The organism is Pseudomonas sp. HP_14, from assembly GCF_055283875.1.
Map to the genome: position 1 here is coordinate 24,815 of NZ_JBTOQI010000024.1, position 23,048 is coordinate 47,862.

Sequence of the window (23,048 nt, forward strand, 5' to 3'; positions counted from 1 at the left end):
TCTACGGCTGCTTCGCAGCCGATCGCGAGCAAGCTCACTCCTACAGGGGGAGCACCAGCCTTAAACGTTCTGCTGCTCACCCTTCGGATCGAAGAACACCGAGGAGACAATTTCGGCTTCGATCACGCTGCCGTCCGCCTGCGGTGAGAACACCCTCTCGCCCATGCGCTGCAAGCCGCCTTTAACCACGCCCATGGCAAACGAATAGCCCAGGGAGTTGGCCGCGTAGCTGGAAGTTACGTGACCGACCATGGTCATTGGGATCGACTGTTTCGGGTCGAACACCAGTTGCGCACCTTCCGGCAGCCATTTGGCTGGATCAACCGGCTTGAGGCCCACCAGTTGCTTGCGTTGTTCACGCACGCAGTCTTCACGGTTCATGCCGCGCTGGCCGATCCACGAAAACGGTTTGGTGCGGCCTACACACCAGCCCATGTTCAGGTCGTCCGGGGTCATCGAGCCGTCAGTGTCCTGACCGACGATGATGAAACCCTTTTCGGCCCGCAGCACGTGCATGGTTTCGGTGCCGTACGGCGTCAGGTTGTACTGCTTGCCAGCTTCGATGATCTTTTCCAGGACACCCATGGCGTAGTCAGCCTGGATGTTGACCTCGTAAGACAGCTCACCGGTAAACGAAATACGGAACACTCGCGCTGGAACACCGCCGACCAGACCTTCTTTCCAGGTCATGAACGGGAACGCCTCACGGTCCAGATCGATGTCGGTCACTTCGCTGAGCAGCTTGCGGCTGTTCGGGCCAGACAGGGTCAGGGTCGCGTAATGGTCAGTCACGGAGGTGAAGTACACCTTCAGGTCAGGCCATTCAGTCTGCTGGTAAATTTCCAGCCATTGCAGCACGCGTGCCGCGCCGCCCGTGGTGGTGGTCATGATGAAATGGTTGTCGGCGACGCAGGCAGTAACCCCGTCGTCGAAGACCATGCCGTCTTCTTTACACATCAGGCCGTAGCGCGCCTTGCCGACATCGAGCTTGGTCCACGCATTGGTGTAGATGCGGTTGAGGAACTCACGGGCATCCGGGCCTTGAATGTCGATCTTGCCGAGTGTTGACGCGTCCAGCAGGCCAACGCTTGCGCGCACGGCTTTGCATTCACGGGCCACGGCAGCATGAATATCTTCACCAGCTTTCGGGAAGTACCAAGGGCGTTTCCACTGACCGACGTCTTCGAACTCGGCACCGTTCTTCACGTGCCAGGCGTGCAGGGCGGTGAAACGTACCGGCTCGAAGATATGCCCGCAGTGACGACCGGCTACTGCGCCGAAGGTCACCGGCGTGTAGTTCGGGCGGAACATGGTGGTGCCCATTTCCGGGATGGTCACGTTCAGCGACCGTGCAGCGATGGCCAGGCCGTTGACGTTACCCAGTTTGCCTTGATCGGTGCCGAAACCCAGTGCGGTGTAGCGTTTGACGTGTTCCACCGACTCGAAGCCTTCACGGGTCGCCAGCTCGATAGCCGCCGCAGTGACATCGTTCTGCAGGTCGACGAATTGCTTCGGCGCACGGGCAGTGGGTTTGTCGTGAGGCACCTGGAACAGGGCCAGCGTTGGCTCTTCAGCGCGGCTCAGGGCTTTCGGCAGAACGCCTTCGACGACTTTGAACCCGGCTTCGCTGGCCGCGCGCACACCACCCTCGAAACCATCAGCCAGCGTGTCGCCCAGCGCGTAGACGCCATTCACGCCGCCGACGCAAACGCGCTTCTGCGGCGCTTCGCCCGGTACGAAACCGAGAATGTCTTCACGCCAGACGGGTTTGCCGCCCAAGTGCGACGCGAGGTGGACGATAGGGCTGTAGCCGCCGGAGCTGGCGACCAGATCGCATTCGAGCCATTCGCCGGGGCTTGTTACTCGATGGGCCCTGACATCAATGGCGGCCACACGAGCAGCGGTGACGTGCTTGCTGCCACGGGCTTCAATCACCGCACTGCCGGTCAGGATGCGAATGCCTTTGGCGCGAGCTTCTTCAACCAGTGCGCCACGTGGGTTGTGACGTGCATCGGCAATCGCCACTACTTGCAGGCTGGCGTCGAGCCAATCCAGCGCGACGCGGTAGGCGTGGTCGTTGTTGGTCGACAACACCAGTTTCTTGCCCGGTGCCACGCCATAACGGCGCACATAAGTGGAAACGGCACCGGCCAGCATGTTACCCGGCACGTCGTTGTTGCCGTAGACCAATGGGCGTTCGTGAGTGCCGGTGGCCAGCACTACACGCTTGGCACGAACCCGATGCATGCGCTGACGCACCTGACCGATAGGCGCACGATCACCGAGGTGGTCGGTGAGACGCTCGTGAATGGTCAGGAAGTTATGGTCGTGGTAACCGTTGACCGTAGCGCGTGGGAGCAACACAACGTTCTTCAAGCCTTTCAGCTCGGCAATAACGGTCGCGACCCATTCAGCAGCCGGTTTGCCATCCAGGCTTTCGCGGCTGTCCAGCAGACTGCCGCCGAACTCTTCCTGCTCATCGGCCAGAATCACCCGGGCACCGCTGCGAGCGGCCGCCAGAGCAGCGGCCAGACCTGCGGGGCCACCACCGACGATCAGCACGTCGCAGTGCTGGTTCATGGCGTCGTAAGTGTCCGGGTCGTTTTCAGTCGGCGAACGACCGAGGCCGGCGGCCTTGCGGATGTACTTTTCGTACGTCATCCAGAACGACTGCGGGTACATAAAGGTTTTGTAGTAGAAGCCCGGCGGCATCAGCTTGCCGCCTACTTTGCCAAGAATCCCCATCACGTCGTTGTTCACGCTCGGCCAGCCGTTGGTGCTGGTCGCGACCAGACCCGAATACAACGCCTGTTGCGTGGCGCGCACGTTCGGGATCTGGGTCGCTTCGGTAGCGCCAATCTGCAGTACCGCGTTCGGCTCTTCAGATCCTGCCGCGAAGATGCCGCGAGGGCGGGAATACTTGAAGCTGCGGCCAATCACATCAACCCCGTTGGCCAGCAGGGCTGCGGCGAGCGTGTCGCCCTCAAAGCCTTGATAGGTCTGACCGTTGAAGTTGAAGTTCAGCACTTTGCTGCGGTCGATGCGGCCGCCATTGGGCAGTCGGTTGGTCTGGCTCATACCTGGTCTCCCTCGCCGCTGGCTGTCTTCTCAAACGCAGGGTTTCTGAACTGCGGTTTGGTGCCAATCGGGTAGGTTTCGAGAATTTCGTAAGTCACGGTGTCGCGGGTCGCGTTGAAGTACTGACGGCAGCCAGCGGCATGGATCCACAGTTCGTGATGCAGCCCGCGAGGGTTATCGCGGAAGAACATGTAGTCGCCCCATTGCTCGTCGGTGCAGGCCGCCGGGTCCAGTGGACGCGGGATGTGTGCCTGGCCAGACGCGTGGAATTCCTCTTCAGAGCGCAGTTCGCCACAGTGAGGACAGAAGATGTGCAGCATGGGTGAATCTCCTGTTAGTGAGCGACAGCGGCAGCGCCGTGTTCGTCAATGAGTGCACCGTTGTGGAAACGGTCGATGGAGAAAGGTTTGGCCAATGGATGCATTTCACCTTTAGCCAGACTTGCCGCAAACACGTTGCCCGAGCCCGGTGTGGCCTTGAAGCCACCGGTGCCCCAACCGCAGTTGAAGAACATGTTCGGCACGGGGGTCTTGGAAATGATCGGGCAGGCGTCCGGCGTGGTGTCGACGATGCCGCCCCACTGACGGTTCATGCGCACGCGGGACAACACCGGGAACATCTCGACGATGGCCTGAATCGTGTGTTCGATCACCGGGTAGGAACCGCGCTGACCGTAGCCCACCCAGCCGTCGATACCGGCACCGATCACCAGATCGCCCTTGTCGGACTGGCTGATGTAACCGTGTACCGCATTGGACATGATCACGCTGTCGATAATCGGCTTGATCGGCTCGGACACCAGCGCTTGTAGCGGGTGAGATTCAATCGGCAGACGGAAGCCAGCCAGTTTCGCCATGTGCCCGGAGTTACCGGCCGTGACCACACCGACGCGCTTGGCGCCGATGAAACCTTTATTGGTTTCGACACCGATGCACACGCCGTTTTCTTTGCGGAAGCCGGTCACTTCGGTCTGCTGGATCAGGTCAACGCCCAAGGCGTCAGCGGCACGGGCGAAACCCCAGGCCACGGCATCGTGACGGGCTACGCCGCCGCGACGTTGCACGGTGGCGCCGATGATTGGGTAGCGGGTGTTTTTCGAGCAATCCAGATACGGGATTTCTTCCGCCACCTGTTTGCCGTTGAGCAGTTCGCCGTCTACGCCGTTGAGGCGGTTGGCGCTGACCCGGCGCTCGGAGTCACGCATGTCCTGCAGCGTGTGGCACAAGTTGTAAACGCCACGCTGGGAGAACATCACGTTGTAGTTCAGGTCCTGAGACAGGCCTTCCCACAGTTTCATCGCGTGTTCGTAAAGATGAGCTGACTCATCCCACAAATAGTTGGAGCGCACGATGGTCGTGTTGCGCGCCGTGTTGCCACCGCCCAGCCAGCCCTTTTCGACCACGGCCACGTTGGTGATGCCGTGCTCTTTGGCCAAGTAATAAGCCGTCGCCAGACCGTGCCCCCCGCCGCCGACAATAACCACGTCGTAGACTTTTTTCGGGGTTGGCGTGCGCCACATGCGCTGCCAGTTTTCGTGGTGGCTGAGGGAGTGTTTGAAGAGGCCGAAGCCTGAGTAATGCTGCATGAATAACTACTCCTGACTCAGCTATAAACCGGGAAATCGGAACACAGGGCTGCAACCTGACTGGCGACATTGGCTTCGACGTCGGCATCGCCGAGGTTGTCGAGGATGTCGCAGATCCAGCCGGCCAGCGTGATGCATTGGGTGACTTTGAAGCCGCGAGTGGTAACTGCCGGGGTGCCAATACGCAGGCCCGAAGTCACGAATGGGGATTGCGGGTCGTTCGGCACCGAGTTCTTGTTGACGGTGATGTGCGCACGACCCAGTGCGGCGTCGGCGTCTTTGCCGGTCAGGCCCTGACGGATCAGGCTGACCAGGAACAGGTGGTTATCGGTGCCGCCGGAGACCACGTCAAAGCCACGGTCGATGAACACTTGCGCCATGGCCTGTGCGTTATCGATCACTTGCTGTTGATACGCCTTGAATTCCGGTTCCATGGCTTCCTTGAAGCACACCGCCTTGGCGGCGATCACGTGCATCAACGGGCCGCCTTGGCCGCCAGGGAACACTGCGGAATTGAGCTTTTTCTCGATCTCTTCGTTGGCCTTGGCAAGAATCAAACCACCCCGCGGGCCGCGCAGGGTTTTATGAGTGGTGGTAGTCACCACGTCGGCGTACGGCAGCGGGTTCGGGTACAGACCGGCAGCGACCAGTCCGGCAACGTGGGCCATGTCGACAAACAGGTAAGCGCCGACCTTGTCAGCGATGGCCCGGAAGCGCGGGAAGTCGAGGGTTTTCGAATAGGCCGAGAAACCGGCGATGATCATTTTTGGCTGGGATTCAACGGCGATGCGCTCGACTTCGTCGTAATCGATCAGGCCGGTATTGGTGTCGATGCCGTACTGGACCGCGTTGTAGAGCTTGCCGGAGAAGCTGACTTTGGCGCCGTGGGTCAAGTGACCACCGTGGGCCAGACTCATGCCCAATACGGTGTCACCCGCTTGCAGCAATGCCAGATAAACCGCGGCGTTGGCCGAGCTGCCGGAGTGCGGCTGCACGTTGGCGTAATCAGCGCCGAACAATTGCTTGGCGCGTTCGATGGCGAGCACTTCAACTTTATCCACATGCTCGCAACCGCCGTAATAGCGCTTGCCCGGATACCCTTCGGCGTATTTGTTGGTCAGGCCGCTGCCCTGGGCTTCCATCACGCGCTGGCTGGTGTAGTTCTCCGAGGCGATCAGCTCGATGTGATCTTCCTGACGCTGCTCTTCGGCATTCATCGCGGCCAGCAGTGCATCGTCATAGCCTTGGATTTGGTCGTTCTTGCTGAACATCGCGGTTCTCCCAGCGGCGGCGTCGCGCCTGACTTATCGGTAGAGCCGCAGCATCTAAGCAGGGCCCTTTGACAGCGATACTAGGGCCGGACCGAGGACGCCAAATGCCTGCGCACGCCACACAAAGGTGCGTTTACGACATGGCATCCTGGGGAAGAGTAAATAGAGTGATAAGGGCTTGAATCTGTAGGAGCGTAGCTTGCTCGCGATTGACCGCGAAGCGGTCACAAATTGGCTGGTTGCGGTGTGTCAGGATAAATGTGGATACTGATTTACGACTGCTTCGCAGCCGATCGCGAGCAAGGTGGAGCGCCACCCCGGTCACTCCTACAGAGCCGCTGTTCACAAACAAAAATCCCCCGGGGATGCCGGGGGATTTTATGCCGCTAATGTCGCAATCAGACCACTGCTTTTGCGGGCAACTGTCCATCCGCCCGGAACATGCCGCGAATACCACGCACGGCCTGGCGAATCCGGTCCTGATTCTCGATCAGCGCGAAGCGCACATGATCGTCGCCGTATTCACCAAAACCGACACCCGGTGACACGCAAACCTTGGCTTCAGCCAGCAGCTTTTTGGCGAACTCCAATGAGCCCATATGTGCGTAGGCGGGCGGAATCTTGGCCCAGACGTACATCGACGCTTTCGGGTTTTCCACCATCCAGCCCAGTTCGTGAAGGCCTTTGACCAACACGTTGCGGCGTTGGCGATACTGCTCGGCAATATCGAGCACGCATTGTTGATCGCCTTCCAGTGCAGCAATGGCCGCAACCTGCAGCGGGGTGAACGTGCCGTAGTCGTGGTAGCTCTTGATCCGTGCCAGGGCGTTGACCAGCTCCGGATTGCCGACCATGAAGCCGATCCGCCAGCCCGCCATGTTGTAGCTTTTGGACAGGGTGAAAAACTCGACCGCGATGTCTTTGGCGCCCGGCACCTGCATGATCGACGGGGCTTTCCAGCCGTCGTAGACGATGTCGGCGTAGGCCAGATCGTGAACCACGAGAACGTCGTACTGTTTGGCTAGCGCAACCACGCGTTCGAAGAAGTCCAGCTCCACGCACTGCGCTGTCGGGTTGGACGGGAAACCGAGGATCATCATTTTCGGTTTCGGGATCGAGCCGCGAATGGCTTTTTCCAGCTCGGCGAAGAAGTCCACACCCGGGATCAGTGGCACCGAACGCACTTGAGCGCCAGCAATCACGGCACCGTAGATGTGAATCGGATAGCTCGGGTTTGGCACCAGCACCGTGTCGCCCTGATCGAGGGTGGCGAGCATCAAGTGCGCCAGACCTTCCTTCGAGCCAATGGTGACGATGGCTTCTTCTTCCGGATCGATATCGACGTCGTAGCGTTTTTTGTACCAGTTGGAAATCGCCCGACGCAGACGCGGAATGCCACGCGAAGTCGAGTAGCCGTGAGTGTCTTCACGCTGGGCAACGGTAACGAGTTTTTCGACGATGTGCGGTGGGGTTGGCCCGTCGGGGTTGCCCATGCTCAAGTCGATGATGTCTTCACCACGACGGCGAGCGGCCATTTTCAGCTCGGCGGTGATATTAAAGACGTACGGGGGGAGTCGATCGATGCGCGCAAAACGGCGCGGCGAAGGTAAGTCTGCCATGGAGGCCTCAGATACGTAAGCGCCCGGAACCGTCCGAGCGACGTTGGCCACTGCGGTGGCCAGCGCAGAAGATAAAGGCGCTGGTGGCGTTTTGTCTACCGGGATTTTCAGCCCACCCCATTCCCTGTAGGAGTGAGCTTGCTCGCGATTCGCTGTGTCATTCAGGCAATTATCATCTGACTAGACGCCATCGCGAGCAAGCTCACTCCTACAGGGGGGCGGGCGTGATCCATGTCGCCAATATTTCCCGCAATCCCAACAGCACCAGAAAGTGCACCGGATAAATCGCGTAGGCCCAGCGCCGCATCGGTTTGACTGGGAAGCTCAAACGACGGCGCAACAGGGCCAGCCCGAGCATGGGCGCGATCAGGCAGGCAACTAGCGAGCCAATCGAGATCGGATCGCCCCACGCTGCGCCCGCGAACATTTGCGGCCAGGCGTTGCCCGCCACGCAAATCACGCCCGGCAACAACGCGAACCAGAGCGGCCGATGCAGCACCAGCAGCAGTGCCAACGGCAGCAGCGTGCCAAAGAAACCAAACATCAGGTATTTGTGAAAAAGTGCGGCTATCAGCAGCGAACCCAGTGCCATCAATCGCGTTGCAGGCAATCGGTGTCGCCAGCCCTGGGCGATCAGCAGGCCGAGAACCAGCGTCGGCAAGACGTTCAGCGTGTGGACTTCATCCGCCATGTACAGCCGATAGGGGAGCTCGGCCAGTACAGCAAAAAAGAGCATCCAGCCCAGATAACGCCACTGCACTTTGGGGTCAGGAAACAGCGCGGACTTGCGCCCCAGATTTGCCGCGATCGCCAGGCAAAACCAAGGGAAGGCGAACCGTCCAGGCACGTACAGCACATCTATCGACCAACCGACATAGCGCAAATGGTCGAGTACCATGGCCAGCATCGCCAGCCACTTGAGCAAGTCCAGCGCCTTGTCGCGTCCGGGGAGGTAAGGCGGGTTCGACAGGTCCATATCTCTCCGGGAATAGGGGGGCGTTGGAGCGAGGCTTGCCCGCGAATCAGGCACCTCGATACAGCAGATACACCGCATTATCGTTCTTCGCGGGCAAGCCTCGCTCCAACGGTTTTGCTGCGATGCGATCTTCGCTACAGTGCGCAGCATAATCAATGACAAGGATTCGGCCATGACCGATAAAAGCCAGCAGTTTGCCAGTGATAACTATTCGGGCATTTGCCCTGAAGCCTGGGCTGCGATGGAACAGGCTAATCACGGCCATCAGCGCGCGTACGGCGATGACGAATGGACCGCGCGCGCCTCTGATCAATTCCGTAAATTATTTGAAACCGATTGCGAAGTGTTTTTTGCCTTCAACGGTACGGCCGCCAACTCCCTGGCGCTGTCGTCGCTGTGCCAGAGCTATCACAGCGTTATCTGTTCGGAAACGGCCCACGTAGAAACTGACGAATGCGGCGCTCCGGAGTTTTTCTCCAACGGCTCCAAGCTACTCACCGCACGCAGTGAACAGGGCAAACTGACGCCTGAGTCGATCCGCGAAGTGGCGCTCAAACGTCAGGATATTCACTACCCTAAACCTCGTGTTGTGACCCTGACCCAAGCCACCGAAGTCGGCAGTGTTTACCAGCCAGAAGAACTCAAGGCGATCAGCGCAACCTGCAAAGAGTTGAATCTGAATCTGCACATGGACGGCGCGCGGTTCGCTAATGCCTGTGCTTTTCTGGGGTGTTCTCCGGCAGAGCTGACCTGGAAGTCGGGCGTTGACGTGCTGTGCTTTGGTGGCACCAAGAACGGCATGGCGGTGGGCGAGGCGATTCTGTTCTTCAACCATAAGCTGGCTGAAGATTTTGACTACCGCTGCAAGCAGGCCGGGCAACTGGCGTCGAAGATGCGCTTCCTGTCAGCCCCTTGGGTTGGGTTGCTGGAAGGTGATGCCTGGCTCAAACACGCCAATCATGCCAACCATTGCGCGCAACTGCTGGCGTCGCTGGTTCAGGACATCCCGGGCGTTGAACTGATGTTCCCGGTGCAGGCCAATGGTGTGTTCCTGCAATTGTCAGAACCTGCCATCGCAGCACTGACGGCTAAAGGCTGGCGCTTCTATACCTTCATCGGCAACGGCGGTGCACGCTTCATGTGCTCGTGGGACACCGAGGAAGAGCGCGTGCGCGAGCTGGCGGCGGATATCCGGTTGGTGATGGGGGCTTAAATCGCGATGCAATTCCGGTAGGAGCCAACTTGTTGGCGAGGCTGGCGATACGGTGTGTCAGCTGCGCCGCCTCGCGAACAAGTTCGCTCCTACCTGTGTATTCGAATCAGTTCTGCGCAATCGTCCTGGAAATCGCATCCACCGTTGCATCGACCTGCTCCCGGCAGCGGTCTAGTTCCAGCTGGTGCTGCTGCTTGAGTTCGATTTGCTGCGAGCACAGGTTCAAGGCCGCCAGTACCAGCAAGCGGTCGCCGATCAGGGTCGGGTATTTGCGTTTGGTATCGGCCAGCGATGCGCGGAGCAATGCGGTGGCTTGCTGCAAGGTTTGCTCTTCACCGGCAGGCGCTTTGATCGAATAGTCGTTGCCGAGAATCGAAACGACTGTCACCCCGTTTCTGTCAGTGCTCATGCGCTGACTGCGCTTGCGCTGGTCGCACGGTCAACAAGGGCTTGAATGCGCGCAGCAGTGGCGCCTTGTTTCTCTTCCTGCTCCATCAGGCTCAGTTGCAGACTGTCGTTGTCATCCCTGGCTTGGGCCAGCTCTGTGCTGAGCTGAGTGTTCGTGTTCTGCAACTGCTGGTTCTGTTGCACCAGGTCAGTGACAAGTTGTTCCAACTGGCTAAGGGATGCTTCCAACATTTTGATTTCTCAAGCAAATTTCAACGGGCGCACACCTTAAAGAAAAGTCACTGCGCATACCAGTTAAGCCACTTAAATAACGGCGTTTTGGCGCGCTGGCGTCCTCCCTGAAGGCAAGTGCATAAACAGGCCCTGTTGACTGTGATTTGACGATCTGGTTCCTGCTGCTCGTCAGTCCGGCTCGACCGAGGAAACAGATGGCCTCCGATATTCCGGAATTTTCAGACCAAAGCCCCGTAAACGTTACCTTTCAATGACTTGCATGGCATTACGCCGCATTTCAAAAAGACTGCGACTTTCTGCCGCGTCTCAATTTGAGATCGCTCACCTCAAGACTTCCGCCCATCGACCGATAGGCATGGAATCGCAAGCGCTTTAAATCTCCTATTCGCAGGGAATGCTCCTCCTTTTCTGGAAAAAAACATGTCATTACGAAAAATGAACATCGCTCCGCGCGCGTTCCTCGGGTTTGCCTTGATCGGCACGCTGATGCTTATCCTTGGCGTATTTGCGTTGACACAGATGAGCAAGATCCGCACCGCGGGTGACCAGGTTGCGCAGAACAGCGTGCCCAGCATTCAGAGCCTGAACGGGCTGACTGTGGCGGGTATTCGTATGCGGGTTCTGTCCTATCGCTTGCTGACCAATCGCGAACAGGACGTTCAGGACAAGACCATCGAATTGTTCGCCGTGCGCAACAAACAGATCAGCGATGCCCAGGCGGTTTATGAAAAACTGATCGAGTCCCCGGAGGAGAAAGCAGCCTACAACGAGTTTGTGCAGTTGTTGGGCGAGTACCGCCAAATCGAAGCGCGCGTCATCGCCTTGAGCCGTGCAGGCAAGGTCGATGAGATGGCCAGGCTGCTCAATGCGGAGTCAGCATCCAACTCCGACAAGATGAATGTGGTCCTGGCCAGGCTGGCCGACCTCAACACCAAGCAATTGACTAACACCAATCAGGCGGCTGCCGACGAATATTCGTCAGCGTTCAATCTGGTCGTCGGCCTGCTGATCGTCGCCACCGTCCTGACCATGCTGTTCGCCTGGTTGCTGACCAAGAGCATTACCCTGCCGATCAGTTCTGCGCTTGAAGCGGCAGAGACCATCGCCGAGGGCAATCTGACTCGTCCGATCAAAGTCGATGGCACAGACGAAGCCGGTCGTTTGCTGGCTGCCATGCAGAAAATGCAGGAAAAGCTGCGTGACACATTGACCCGCATTTCCGGTTCCGCCACCCAGCTAGCCTCTGCTGCTGAAGAGCTGAACGCGGTCACCGACGAGAGCGCTCGTGGGCTCTCGAAACAGAACAACGAAATTGAACAAGCCGCCACGGCTGTCAACGAGATGACCAGCGCCGTGGAAGAAGTGGCGCGTAACGCGGTCAGTACTTCCGAAGCCTCGAAAAACGCCACTGCGTCGGCGGGCGACGGTCGTGATCTGGTTCAGGAAACAGTGAATGCCATCGAGCGCATGAGCGGTGATGTGCAAAGCACTGCGGACCTGATCGGTAATCTGGCTGAGGAGTCCCGTGACATCGGCAAAGTGCTTGATGTGATTCGCGGTCTCGCCGACCAGACCAACCTGCTGGCCCTTAACGCCGCCATTGAAGCTGCGCGTGCGGGTGAAGCAGGCCGTGGCTTTGCTGTGGTGGCTGACGAAGTGCGTGCTCTGGCGCATCGCACTCAGCAGTCGACCAGCGAAATCGAGCGCATGATCGGCAGCATTCAAGGTGGCACTGAGCAGGCTGTCAGCTCAATGCGCAACAGTACCGAGCGTGCCGAATCGACCCTGAACATCGCCAAAGGCGCAGGCCTGGCGCTGGACACCATCAACACCGCCGTGGTCGAAATCAACGAGCGCAACCTGGTGATCGCCAGTGCCGCGGAAGAGCAGGCTCAAGTTGCTCGTGAAGTGGACCGCAACCTGGTCAACATCCGCGACCTGTCGGCCCAGTCTTCCGACGGTGCAGCACAGACCAGCGCTGCAAGTGGTGAGCTGACGCGTCTGGCGGTTGACCTGAACAGCATGGTTTCAAGGTTTAGTTTGTAACAAGCTTTGAGTTCGTTGGAGCGCCTCCCGCTCGCTCCAACTTAACCACGTACTCCGGTAGGAGCGAACTTGTTCGCGAGATGTTTGTAAGGACGATGAATAATTCGCCTGCCGAGCCGCCTCGCGAACAAGTTCGCTCCTACCGGTATCAATCGCCCAGCGATCAATACTCGATCCGCACATCCCCCTTCGGAATGCTGCAGCACGACAGGATGTAGCCTTCGGCTTCGTCTTCTTCGGTGATCCCGCCGTTGTGCTCCATTTCTACTTCGCCGCTGAGCTTCATTACCTTGCAGGTCCCGCAGATGCCCATACCGCACGCTTTGGGGATCATCAGGCCGAGCTTGGCGGCGGCGGCGTGAACGGTTTCGCCCGGTGCCACGCGGATGCTCTTGCCGGTGTCGGTGAATTCCACCTGGTGCAGATCCGAGGCATCGACTTCCGGTGCTTCAGCAGCGATTTCGGCTTGTTCCACAGCATCGGCACGGGCTTCGGGAGGTGTCGCGCCGAACGATTCCTCATGGTATTGCGCCATGTTGAAACCGTTGGCTTCCAGCAGGCGTTTGACGGCCGTCATGTACGGTGTAGGGCCGCAGCAGAACACCTCGCGCTCCATGAAGTCCGGTGCCATCAACTCAAGCATCTTCTGATTCAGATACCCGCGATAACCCGCCCAGGGTTCGCCAAGGCCGTGCTTCTCGCAGATCAGGTGCAGGCTGAAGTTGTCGATCCGCGACGCCATGTGCTCCAGCTCGCGGTGATAAATGATGTCTTTTGGCGAGCGGGCGCTGTGCACGAACACCATATCGACGTTGGCGTTGGTGTCGTAGAACCAGCGTGCCATGGACATCACCGGCGTGATGCCGACGCCGCCACTCAGGTAGAGGATTTTCGGGTTCGGGAAGTCAATGGCATTGAACAGCCCGACCGGACCGTGGACCGCCAGCTCCTGACCTTCATGCAGCGTGTCATGGAGATAGTTGGAAACCTTACCGCCTGGCACACGCTTGATCGTCACCGAGAAGCTGTAAGGCACCGAAGGCGAGCTGGAAATGGTGTACGAGCGCATCACCGGCACGCCTTCGATTTCAAGCTCCAGGGTCACGAACTGGCCGGGCTTGAAAAAGAACATGATTGGCTGATCGGCCATGAAGCAAAAGGTGCGCACATCCCAGGTTTCCTGAATAACCTTGACGACGCGCACCAGGTGACGGCCATTGGCCCATGTCTGGGTATTTACCGGGCTCAGGAAGCTTTGGGACATGCTGAATCTCCAACGGCCGACGACCGGCCTCATGATGCGAATTCTGCGTAAGGCGCAGACCACCCACTTACCTGCCAGCGACATCGGCGTACTTATCGCGACCAGCCCCTGATTACCTGCATTAGCGCGTCGGGAACGGATTCGGCCATGTCGCCCATGGATAAGGTCAAGTCTGCGCCGGACTCCACACTCGCCACTAAATGTTTATCGAAAAGCATGAGCAGCAAAACAATCGCTGCCTTGCGTGCCAAACGCCACAAAGAACCGTATTAGCCACATTCGCCGACCGTAAACCGTATGGTCATGAGGACTTCAAACGATGGACGTCACCGCAACCTTGAGCTTGGGCGATCCGCTGGAACCGGCACGTAAGGCCACTGCCGAGATGCTGCAGAATCGCGAACGCACCTATTCGCTGCCGCAGCCTTTCTACAGTGATGAGCGGTTGTTTGAAATCGACATGCAGGAGATCTTCCATAAAGAGTGGCTGATCGCAGGCATGACCGCCGAGATTCCGGCCAAGGGTAACTACCTGACGCTGCAGATCGGCAAGAATCCCGTGGTTGTCGTGCGTGGCCCGGATGGCGCTGTTAACGCTTTTCATAACGTTTGCCGTCATCGCGGCTCGCGCCTGTGCACCAAGGAAAAAGGCAAAGTCGCCAAGCTGGTTTGCCCTTACCACCAGTGGACGTACGAGCTCGATGGTCGCCTGTTGTACGCGGGCAGCGAGATGGGCGACGACTTCGACATGAAGAACTTCAGCCTCAAGCCGATCAACGTGAAAACCGCGGGCGGCTACATCTTTATCAGTCTCGCGGAAAACCCGCCTGCCATCGACGAGTTCCTGCAGACCCTCAAGCACTACATGGAACCGTACGACATGGAAAACACCAAGGTGGCGGTGCAGACCACCTTGATGGAAAAAGCCAACTGGAAGCTGGTGCTGGAAAACAACCGCGAGTGCTACCACTGCAGCGGCTCACACCCGGAATTGCTCAATACGTTGCTGGAATGGGATGACGTAACAGATCCGCGTGCCACGCAGTCGTTCAAGGACCACGTCGCCGAATCTGCTGCGGCCTGGGAGGCTGAAAAGATCCCGTTCGCTCACGCCGCTTTTGGCTTGCGCAACCGTATCGTGCGCATGCCGCTGCTCAAGGGCACGGTGTCCATGACCATGGACGGCAAACAGGGCTGCAAGAAACTCATGGGCCGGATCACCAACCCGGACCTGGGCTCGATGCGCATCCTGCACCTGCCGCATTCCTGGAACCACTGCATGGGCGATCACATCATCGTGTTCACGGTGTGGCCGATCAGCGCTCAGGAAACCATGGTTACCACCAAATGGCTGGTACACAAGGATGCCGTTGAAGGTGTGGACTACGATGTTGCTCGCCTGCGCGAAGTCTGGGACGCGACCAACGATCAGGACCGCCGTCTGGCTGAAGAAAACCAGCGCGGGATCAACTCCGACGCCTATCAGCCAGGTCCTTACTCGAAAACCTACGAGTTTGGCGTGGTCAACTTCATCGACTGGTATAGCGCCCGCGTGCTTGAAAACCTGGGAGCCGAGCCTGCACCGTATCTGAAGGGCGTGGCGGTTAATCACGAGTGATCCATTAGAAACCTGTAGAAGCGCGCTTGCCCGCGATTTGGTCTGCCGGTCGATGAATATATCGCCTGTGCTGACGCAATCGCGGGCAAGCGCGCTCATGCAGGGTTGTAAGTGATCAAAATTTGATCAGATCCTGGCGAGCCTAACCGGGCCGCGCATTCCCTGCTTCAGCAAACATCTTATCCACAAGGCCACCCACAGCAATTGTGGGAAAGTCGATTGTTCACCCTGTAAAAAACCAATAAAAACCGTGACTTATTCAGAATGGCAGTTTATTGCGGTTACTGATCAATAATTGATCATTTCTTTGTGGGCCATGTAATATAAGGCCTGTAGCCGAACACAAACACCTTATCCACAGATGCGCCAACAGACTTTGGGGGCAACTCTGGAGATATCGCCTATGATCTGTGGAAAACTGCTGAAAGCCGCGTCTTTCAAGGTTGACAGAAGCGGATTCCAGCTTTTTTGCAGTAATTGATCGCTTTTTGATCATTTGCTTGCAGGCCTTTATATACATGGCCTGTAGAGGTAAGCAAACAACTTGTCCACAGAAGCGCCAACAGACTTTGTGGGTAGTTGTGGATGAATGAGTTACTCAGTGGATGCTTTATCCACAATGAAAAACCAATAAAAACCGTGGGATACGCTGGTTGTTTTTTGATCGGCTGGTTGGAGGCCCCGGTTTGTATGGGACTTAGGGTTAAGCGAACATGTTATCCACAGAGCCGCTAACAGCCTATGTGCACAAGTTTTATAGTTGGCACTATGCGACACCCTGTTGGAGCGAGGCTTGCCCGCGAAGAACGATGACACGGTAGACCTGATAAACCGGGGCGCCGGCATTCGCGGGCAAGCCACGCTCCCACGGATCACTAAGCCCGTCGGAACGGGTATTAAAACGAATGACTCTGCTGCCGCCGACGCCATTGGCTCAGGCTCTGGTCGAGGCGGGCGGGGCTTGACGCTCACAGGTTTGAATATCCCCGGTAGGAGCGAACTTGTTCGCGAAGAGATGGTGCGGGCTATAAATATTCATCGTCTGTAGAAGTGCTCGCGAACAAGTTCGCTCCTACCGTTCTGCTCAGTGCCTTTAAAACGAATGACTCTGCTGCCGCCGACGCCATTGGCTCAGGCTCTGGTCGAGGCGGGCGGGGCTGTCGATCTGTTGGCGGCGGGCGTGGCTGAACAGGATGAGCGCCAGCTCTGCCGTTACCAATGCATCGGCGCTGGCGTGGTGGCGCTCTTCTGCATGCAGCCCGAAGAATTGCGTCCAGTCATCAAGCCCGGCCTTGCGGAAGCCAGCCTGTGGAAAAAGCATCGGTGCTATGTCCGCCACATCAAGGAAGTGATGCTCCAGTCGGTAGTCCAGGTTTTCTTTCAGGGCCCGGCTGAGCATGTGCTGATCAAAAGGCGCATGAAACGCCAGTAGTGGGCTTTCACCCACGAACTCCATGAAATCCAGCAGGGCCTGTACAGGCTCGCTACCCGCCGCAATGGCGCTGGGGGCCAGGCCGTGGATCAATACGGCGGGGCTGACTTTATGGTTGGGACACAGCAACGTTCGCTCGAACTGCTGGCTCAGGTCGATGGCGCCGTCTTCGATGACGACGGCACCAATGGATAGCACCTGATCACGGTTCAGGTTCAGGCCGCTGGTTTCCAGATCGACCACGACCCAGCGTTGCTGCCGCAGCGGGTGTTCGCTAAGGGGCGCTGCCGAAGCGAGGTTGGCCAGGCGTTGTTGATCGCGTTTTTCCAGTGTTGCTCTGGGAGGACGAGGTCGTAGCCACTGAAACAGGTTCATGCCGGATAACAGACTCATAATTGGTAACGCAGCGTCAGACTGGTTTGCAGGCGTTGTGCCTGGCGCAGTGATTCACGCAGAATCCGCCGATCCAGATGGTTGAGGGTGTCTGGGTCGATACGGTTGGACCAAGGCAGGTTTTGTCTGCTTTGCAGTTGATGCTGCTGCATGCGGGTTTGTTGAATGAAGTGATAGGCCTCTTCATAGGCTGCACCGTCCTGCGGGTCGATGACTTCGTTCTCGACCAGTTTGCGCAACCGTTCGAGCGTGTTGTTCACGCCAATGCCATTGGCCAGCGCCAGCACGCGCGCACCATCGACGAAGGGGGTCAGGCCCTGAGTCTTGAGGTCCAGGGTGTCCTTGTCGCTGCCTTTGCGGGCTAATACGAAGTCCTTGAAGCGTCCCACCGGCGGGCGCTGCCTTAACGCATTCTCCGCCAGCATGCGCTGGAACAGGCGGTTGTCAGCGACCTGGTCGAGGATCTGTTGGCGCAATTGCTCGCCGCCGCTTTCTTCGCCCCACACCACGCGCAGGTCAAAATAGATGCTGGAGTTGAGCAGGTTCTCGGGAGTTGCGTCGCGAATGAACGCGGCAAAGCGTCGAGACCATTCAGCTCTGGACAGGCACAGCTGCGGATTGCTGGCCATGATGTTGCCTTTGCACAACGTGAATCCGCACAGGGCCAGGTTCTGGTTGATGCGCTCGGCAATCGGCAGCAGTAGACCGCGAATATGCTCTGCTTCAGCGGCGTCCTTGGCATCGAACAAGATGCCGTTGTCCTGATCGGTATGCAGCGTCTGCTCGCGACGGCCCTCGCTGCCGAAACACAGCCAACTGAAGGGTATGCCAGGGTCGCCACGCTCTTGCAGCGTCAGCTCGATCACACGGCATACGGTGTGGTCGTTGAGCAGGGTGATGATCTGAGTGATCTGGGTCGACGATGCGCCATGGGCCAGCATGCGGTCGACCAGTTGCACGATATCGCCGCGCAAATTGCACAGGCTGTCGATGCGCGGTGCCGTGCGAATGGTGCGAGCCAGATGAACCAGGTCGACCCTTTGCAGAGAGAACAGGTCCCGTTCTGACACCACGCCGCACAAGCGACCGTCTCTGACCAGGCAGACATGCGCAATGTGCCGACCGGTCATGGCGATGGCTGCATCAAAAGCGCTGGCGTCAGGGCTGAGATGGAAGGGAGCCTGAATCATGCGGCTCTGGATCGGCTGGCTGAAATCCACGCTGATATCGGCGACGGCCTCGCGTAGGTCACGCAAGGTGAAGATGCCCAGTGGTGCCTGGTGCTGATCGATGATCACGATGCTGCCGACTTGCTGCTCGTGCATCATCTTCACCGCCTCGCGCATCGGGGTATCCGGCGTGCACATCACCGGATGGCGCATGGCCAATTCGCCAAGCCGGGTGTTCAGTGAGTATTGAGTGCCAAGAGTCTCTACCGCGCGTTGCTGGACTTGCTGATTGACCTGATCAAGCAGGCTGCTGACGCCTCGCAGGGCAAAGTCGCGGAAGGTTGTGGACAAGGCAAACAGCTTGATGAAGGCCTGCTTGTTTAGCTGCAGGCAGAACGTATCTTCTGCCGCCAGATGCTCGGTACGCGTCGCCCGTTCACCCAGTAGAGCGGCCAGCGGGAAGCATTCGCCGGTGGTGATTTCAAAGGTGGTTTCCGTTCCGCCTTTTGCTGTGTGCGGGCGTTCGCCGACCACTCGTCCTTGTTTGACGATGTAGAAGTGCTCTACTGGCCCATCGCCAGGCTTGATGATGCTGTCATCGGCGCCGTAAAAACGCAGTTGGCATTGTTCGACCAGATACGCGAGATGTGCGTTTTCCATATGGTCGAATGGCGGGAATTTCTGCAGGAACTGCATGGTGCCGTGAATGTTCTGCAACACCGCTGTTTTCCCGGCCTGGGTGAATGCATCGGCTCTACTCATGACCTGCACCGCTTTGTTTTTATTGACAGCTATGGTCGACCGCTTGAGGGGTAGTGCCCATTGGACGTAAGTCTTACGGCAATAAAAAGATTTCTGACTATTCCCGTCATGGTGTAAAAAGCACCTGTACATAGTTGTACGATGCCTTGGACGGCGTCTGGGTCAATGCAAGGACGCCTGCAAAAGCACAGAGATATCTCCGGGTAAAACCCGGTGTTTTTGTCAGTCAGTGCAAGGGAATGGGGCGGTTATGCTGGATTACGATATTTTGAGCGATGAAGAGCGCGAGGCTCTGAATGAAGTGATGCTCGCGCCGCCGTCCAGTTCGGAGCAACGGGTGCTGATCGTGGACGACGATCGGGATGCACGCGAGTTGCTGGCCGAGATTCTCAGCCTCAATGACATCAGTTGCCTGACGGCCGCTGGCGGTAACAGCGCCATGGAATTGATACGCACCCGGGACAGCATCGCCCTGTTGATAACCGACTTGCGCATGGCGCCCTGCAACGGTCTGGATCTGATTCGTCAGGTCCGCGATTCCGAGCGTGCTTCGCTGCCGATCATCATTGTTTCGGGTGATGCCAATGTGCGCGACGCCATCGACGCCATGCACCTGAGCGTGCTCGACTTCCTGCTCAAGCCCATTAACACCAAGCATCTGGTGAAACTGGTCAAGAAGGAGTTGGGGGTGGAGTGAGGGGTGCCAAGCCTCTCTGTAGGAGCTGCCGAAGGCTGCGATGCGTTTATCCTGACGCACCGCCATCGCAGCCTTCGGCAGCTCCTGCAAGTCACTTGTTTGCCAGGCGACAGCGCAGTGTCAGGAATACCGAATCAATCTGGCCGCGAAAAAAAATCCCGCGGCCAATCTGTTATCTACAACCCGTTCTTCGCCTTGAACTCACGACGCCGACGGTGCAAGACCGGCTCGGTGTAGCCGTTAGGCTGTTTAGTCCCTTCGATCACCAGTTCAACCGCCGCCTGGAACGCGATGTTGCTGTCGAAATCCGGCGCCAGCGGACGGTACAGCGAGTCCCCCGCATTTTGCCGGTCAACCACAGGTGCCATGCGCTTGAGACTGTCCATTACCTGCGTCTCGTTGACCACGCCGTGGCGCAGCCAGTTGGCGATGTGCTGGCTGGAGATACGCAGCGTGGCGCGGTCTTCCATCAGGCCAATATCGTTGATGTCTGGCACCTTCGAGCAACCAACACCCTGATCGATCCAGCGCACCACGTAACCGAGGATGCCCTGTGAGTTGTTATCCAGTTCGTTCTGGATTTCCTCGGGCGTCCAGTTGGTGTTCGGCGCGAGCGGGATAGTCAGGATGTCATCCACCGAGGCGCGAGTGCGCTGGGCCAGTTCAGCCTGACGGGCGAACACGTCAACCTTGTGATAGTGCAGCGCGTGCAGCGCAGCGGCCGTCGGCGACGGAACCCAGGCGGTGTTCGCGCCTGCCATTGGGTGAGCGATTTTCTGCTCCAGCATCGCCGCCATCAGGTCCGGCATGGCCCACATGCCCTTACCGATCTGCGCACGACCTTGCAGGCCGCAGCTCAAGCCGATATCTACGTTGGAGTTTTCGTAGGCGCTGATCCATTTTTCGGCTTTCATCTGTGCTTTGCGCACGACCGGGCCGGCTTCCATGGAGGTGTGGATTTCATCGCCAGTGCGATCCAGGAAGCCCGTGTTGATGAACACCACGCGCTCGCTGGCGGCTTTGATGCACGCCTTGAGGTTGACCGTGGTCCGGCGTTCCTCGTCCATGATCCCGACTTTGAGCGTGTTGCGTGGCAGACGCAGAACGTCTTCGACGCGACCAAACAGTTCGTTGGTGAACGCCGCTTCTTCCGGGCCATGCATCTTCGGTTTGACGATGTACACAGAGCGCGTGCGGCTGTTGCTGCGCGTGGTGTTGCCATTGAGGCTGTGGATCGCCGCAAGGCTGGTCAGCAGAGCATCCAGAATGCCTTCCGGTACCTCCTGGCCGTTCTTGTCTAGGATCGCGTCAATGGTCATCAAGTGACCGACGTTGCGGATGAACAGCAGCGAGCGACCGTGCAGCTTCACGTCGCCACCATTGGGTGCGGTGTAGTGACGATCACCGTTCATGGTGCGGGTGAAGGTTTCACCGCCTTTGGAGACCTGTTCGGCGAGATCGCCTTTCATCAGGCCCAGCCAGTTGCGGTACACCACGACCTTGTCGTCGGCGTCCACGGCGGCGATAGAGTCTTCGCAGTCCATGATGGTGGTCAGGGCGGCTTCCATCAGCACGTCCTTGACTCCGGCCTGATCGGTCTGGCCAATCGGGCTGGAGGCGTCGATCTGAATCTCGAAATGCAGGCCGTTGTGCTTGAGCAGCACGGCGGTCGGTGCTGGTGCGTCACCTTGATAACCGATCAACTGCGCGTCGTCCTGCAGGCCGGTATTGCTACCGCCCTTGAGACTGATCACCAGTTTGCCGTCGATCAGCTTGTAGCCAGTGGAGTCAACATGGGAGCCTGCGGCCAGTGGCGCGGCTTCGTCCAGAAAGGCGCGGGCGAACGCGATGACCTTGTCACCGCGAACCTTGTTGTAGCCTTTGCCTTTCTCAGCGCCATCGGCTTCGCTGATCGCGTCGGTGCCATACAGGGCGTCATACAGCGAGCCCCAGCGGGCGTTCGAGGCGTTGAGGGCAAAGCGGGCATTCATCACCGGCACCACCAACTGTGGACCAGCCATGCGAGCGATTTCTTCATCGACGTTTTGCGTCGTGATCTGGAAATCCGCCACTTCTGGCAGCAGATAACCGATTTGCTCAAGGAAAGCTTTATAAGCCGAGGCGTCGTGGGCCTGTCCGGCATGGGACTGGTGCCAGGCGTCGATCTGCGCCTGCAAGTCATCACGTTTAGCGAGCAGTGCCTTGTTTTTAGGGGCCAGCTCATTGATCAACTGGTCTGCACCGATCCAGAAGCCAGCAGCATCAAGACCGGTCCCGGGAAGCGCTTCGTTATTCACGAAGTCATACAGGACTTTGGCGACCTGCAGGCCACCGACTTGAACGTGTTCAGTCATTGCACTTGCCTCACTCTGCTCAGCTTTTTACGCCCGGAGGGGGCGCTCTGTTGTTAGGGTCAACATCATGTAGTGCGCGAGGCGGGATACTACATGATGGTATCGCCGGGTGGAAACGAGACTGAATATGTCACTTCGCGACTGAAATTTCATGGCCAGTCATCATCAGGATCAAGATGTTCTCAAGGATATTGCCGATTGTTCCAGATAAAAATGGAAATCGTACACAAAATGGCAGCAGTGCCATGCCGGTGCGTGACGGGCAGCCTTGCCTATACTGGTTTCGTTGTCGCGGCCCATCGGGCTGGCGCGGATTCAAGACCATAAGGAGTCAGCAGTGGATCATCTTGTTATCACAGTATTTGCCCCCGACAAGCCGGGCCAGGTTGAAGCTATCGCCAAATGCATCGCTGATCACGGCGGTAACTGGCTGGAAAGTCGCATGTCCCATCTGGCGGGTCAGTTCGCCGGTATCCTGCGGCTCAGCGTGCCTGCGGACTCTCACGAAGAATTGAAAAGCGCATTGGTTGAGTTATCCAGTCGAGGCATACGCGTGCTGTTCGCCGAAACAGCCATCGAAGTTCCTGGCGCGTGGAAACACATTGGTATGGAGCTGGTAGGCAACGACCGGCCTGGCATCGTGCGCGACATCACTCGATTGCTTTCAGAACAGGGCGTCAACGTTGAAAGGCTGGTCACCGAAGTCAAACCCGCCCCCATGAGCAGCGAGCTGTTGTTCCATGCGGATGCGGTGTTGGGCGTGCCTGAATCGCTGGTGCTGGATGATCTGCAACAGGCGTTGGAAACCCTGGCGGATGATTTGATGGTGGACCTGGTGTTGCGTACGGATCTTTGAGCCTGTGGGAGCAGAGCTTGCTCGCGATAAGGCTGGACGCGATCTGAATTGAACCGCGTTCAGCCTTATCGCG

General features: G+C 58.1%; 17 protein-coding genes. 5 read left to right on the plus strand and 12 right to left on the minus strand.

Translation table 11 applies throughout. The annotated features are described in order from the left end of the window. Positions 1-60: 60 nt before the first annotated feature. From ACYASS_RS16820 to ACYASS_RS16845, 6 genes are all read right to left on the minus strand, one after another. Positions 61-3,078 carry a sarcosine oxidase subunit alpha gene (locus tag ACYASS_RS16820; protein ID WP_463586958.1) on the minus strand — a complete coding sequence of 1,006 codons (3,018 nt, stop codon included), beginning with the start codon at positions 3,076-3,078 and terminating at the stop codon, positions 61-63. After that, positions 3,075-3,398, minus strand: a complete 324-nt coding sequence (locus ACYASS_RS16825) for a sarcosine oxidase subunit delta (RefSeq protein WP_087265976.1) — start codon at positions 3,396-3,398, stop codon at positions 3,075-3,077. Before ACYASS_RS16825 ends, ACYASS_RS16820 begins: the two co-directional genes overlap by 4 nt. Positions 3,399-3,412: 14 nt before the next feature. Beyond that, positions 3,413-4,663 (minus strand): sarcosine oxidase subunit beta family protein, encoded by a 1,251-nt coding sequence (locus ACYASS_RS16830; RefSeq protein WP_074752295.1) that lies wholly within the window; start codon positions 4,661-4,663, stop codon positions 3,413-3,415. A gap of 17 nt (positions 4,664-4,680) precedes the next feature. Further along, on the minus strand, positions 4,681-5,934 hold the full coding sequence (glyA, locus tag ACYASS_RS16835) for a serine hydroxymethyltransferase (RefSeq protein WP_463586959.1): 1,254 nt from the start codon (positions 5,932-5,934) through the stop codon (positions 4,681-4,683). A 398-nt stretch (positions 5,935-6,332) separates the two neighbouring features. After that, positions 6,333-7,553 carry an alanine transaminase gene (gene alaC, locus ACYASS_RS16840; protein ID WP_463586960.1) on the minus strand — a complete coding sequence of 407 codons (1,221 nt, stop codon included), beginning with the start codon at positions 7,551-7,553 and terminating at the stop codon, positions 6,333-6,335. 208 nt (positions 7,554-7,761) lie between these two features. Next, on the minus strand, positions 7,762-8,529 hold the full coding sequence (locus ACYASS_RS16845; RefSeq protein ID WP_463586961.1) for a TraX family protein: 768 nt from the start codon (positions 8,527-8,529) through the stop codon (positions 7,762-7,764). Between the two features lie 172 nt (positions 8,530-8,701). Here ACYASS_RS16845 and ACYASS_RS16850 point away from each other — a divergent pair, with 172 nt between their 5' ends. Further along, positions 8,702-9,742 (plus strand): threonine aldolase family protein, encoded by a 1,041-nt coding sequence (locus ACYASS_RS16850; protein ID WP_463586962.1) that lies wholly within the window; start codon positions 8,702-8,704, stop codon positions 9,740-9,742. Between the two features lie 106 nt (positions 9,743-9,848). Here the strand turns inward: ACYASS_RS16850 and ACYASS_RS16855 are convergent, their stop codons facing one another. Both ACYASS_RS16855 and ACYASS_RS16860 read right to left on the minus strand, forming a co-directional pair. Next, positions 9,849-10,151 (minus strand): cell division protein ZapA, encoded by a 303-nt coding sequence (locus tag ACYASS_RS16855; RefSeq protein WP_122664095.1) that lies wholly within the window; start codon positions 10,149-10,151, stop codon positions 9,849-9,851. Continuing rightward, complete coding sequence (locus ACYASS_RS16860; RefSeq protein WP_243244206.1) at positions 10,148-10,381, minus strand: hypothetical protein; 234 nt, start codon at positions 10,379-10,381, stop codon at positions 10,148-10,150. The genes ACYASS_RS16855 and ACYASS_RS16860 overlap by 4 nt, the downstream gene beginning before the upstream one ends. Positions 10,382-10,804: 423 nt before the next feature. Here ACYASS_RS16860 and ACYASS_RS16865 point away from each other — a divergent pair, with 423 nt between their 5' ends. Next, positions 10,805-12,430, plus strand: a complete 1,626-nt coding sequence (locus tag ACYASS_RS16865) for a methyl-accepting chemotaxis protein (protein ID WP_463586963.1) — start codon at positions 10,805-10,807, stop codon at positions 12,428-12,430. Between the two features lie 163 nt (positions 12,431-12,593). Here ACYASS_RS16865 and gbcB read toward each other — a convergent pair whose 3' ends face one another. Beyond that, positions 12,594-13,694, minus strand: a complete 1,101-nt coding sequence (gbcB, locus tag ACYASS_RS16870) for a glycine-betaine demethylase subunit GbcB (protein WP_187522715.1) — start codon at positions 13,692-13,694, stop codon at positions 12,594-12,596. A 319-nt stretch (positions 13,695-14,013) separates the two neighbouring features. Between gbcB and gbcA the strand changes: the two genes are divergently transcribed. After that, entirely contained in the window at positions 14,014-15,312 is a 1,299-nt protein-coding gene (gene gbcA / locus ACYASS_RS16875; RefSeq protein WP_463586964.1) for a glycine-betaine demethylase subunit GbcA, read from the plus strand. A gap of 1,093 nt (positions 15,313-16,405) precedes the next feature. Here the strand turns inward: gbcA and ACYASS_RS16880 are convergent. Both ACYASS_RS16880 and ACYASS_RS16885 read right to left on the minus strand, forming a co-directional pair. Then, a complete protein-coding gene (locus ACYASS_RS16880; protein WP_243244344.1) occupies positions 16,406-17,119 on the minus strand; it encodes a 3'-5' exonuclease in 714 nt (237 codons plus the stop codon). Between the two features lie 14 nt (positions 17,120-17,133). After that, on the minus strand, positions 17,134-19,068 hold the full coding sequence (locus ACYASS_RS16885) for a putative nucleotidyltransferase substrate binding domain-containing protein (RefSeq protein ID WP_463586965.1): 1,935 nt from the start codon (positions 19,066-19,068) through the stop codon (positions 17,134-17,136). 250 nt (positions 19,069-19,318) lie between these two features. Here ACYASS_RS16885 and ACYASS_RS16890 point away from each other — a divergent pair, with 250 nt between their 5' ends. Further along, a complete protein-coding gene (locus ACYASS_RS16890) occupies positions 19,319-19,765 on the plus strand; it encodes a response regulator (protein WP_162874639.1) in 447 nt (148 codons plus the stop codon). A 176-nt stretch (positions 19,766-19,941) separates the two neighbouring features. Here ACYASS_RS16890 and ACYASS_RS16895 read toward each other — a convergent pair whose 3' ends face one another. After that, positions 19,942-22,119: a malate synthase G gene (locus ACYASS_RS16895; RefSeq protein ID WP_463586966.1), complete on the minus strand. Its 2,178-nt coding sequence runs from the start codon at positions 22,117-22,119 to the stop codon at positions 19,942-19,944. A 337-nt stretch (positions 22,120-22,456) separates the two neighbouring features. On the opposite strand from ACYASS_RS16895, the gene ACYASS_RS16900 reads away from it, so the two are divergent. Continuing rightward, positions 22,457-22,975 carry a glycine cleavage system transcriptional repressor gene (locus tag ACYASS_RS16900; protein WP_463586967.1) on the plus strand — a complete coding sequence of 173 codons (519 nt, stop codon included), beginning with the start codon at positions 22,457-22,459 and terminating at the stop codon, positions 22,973-22,975. Positions 22,976-23,048: the final 73 nt, after the last annotated feature.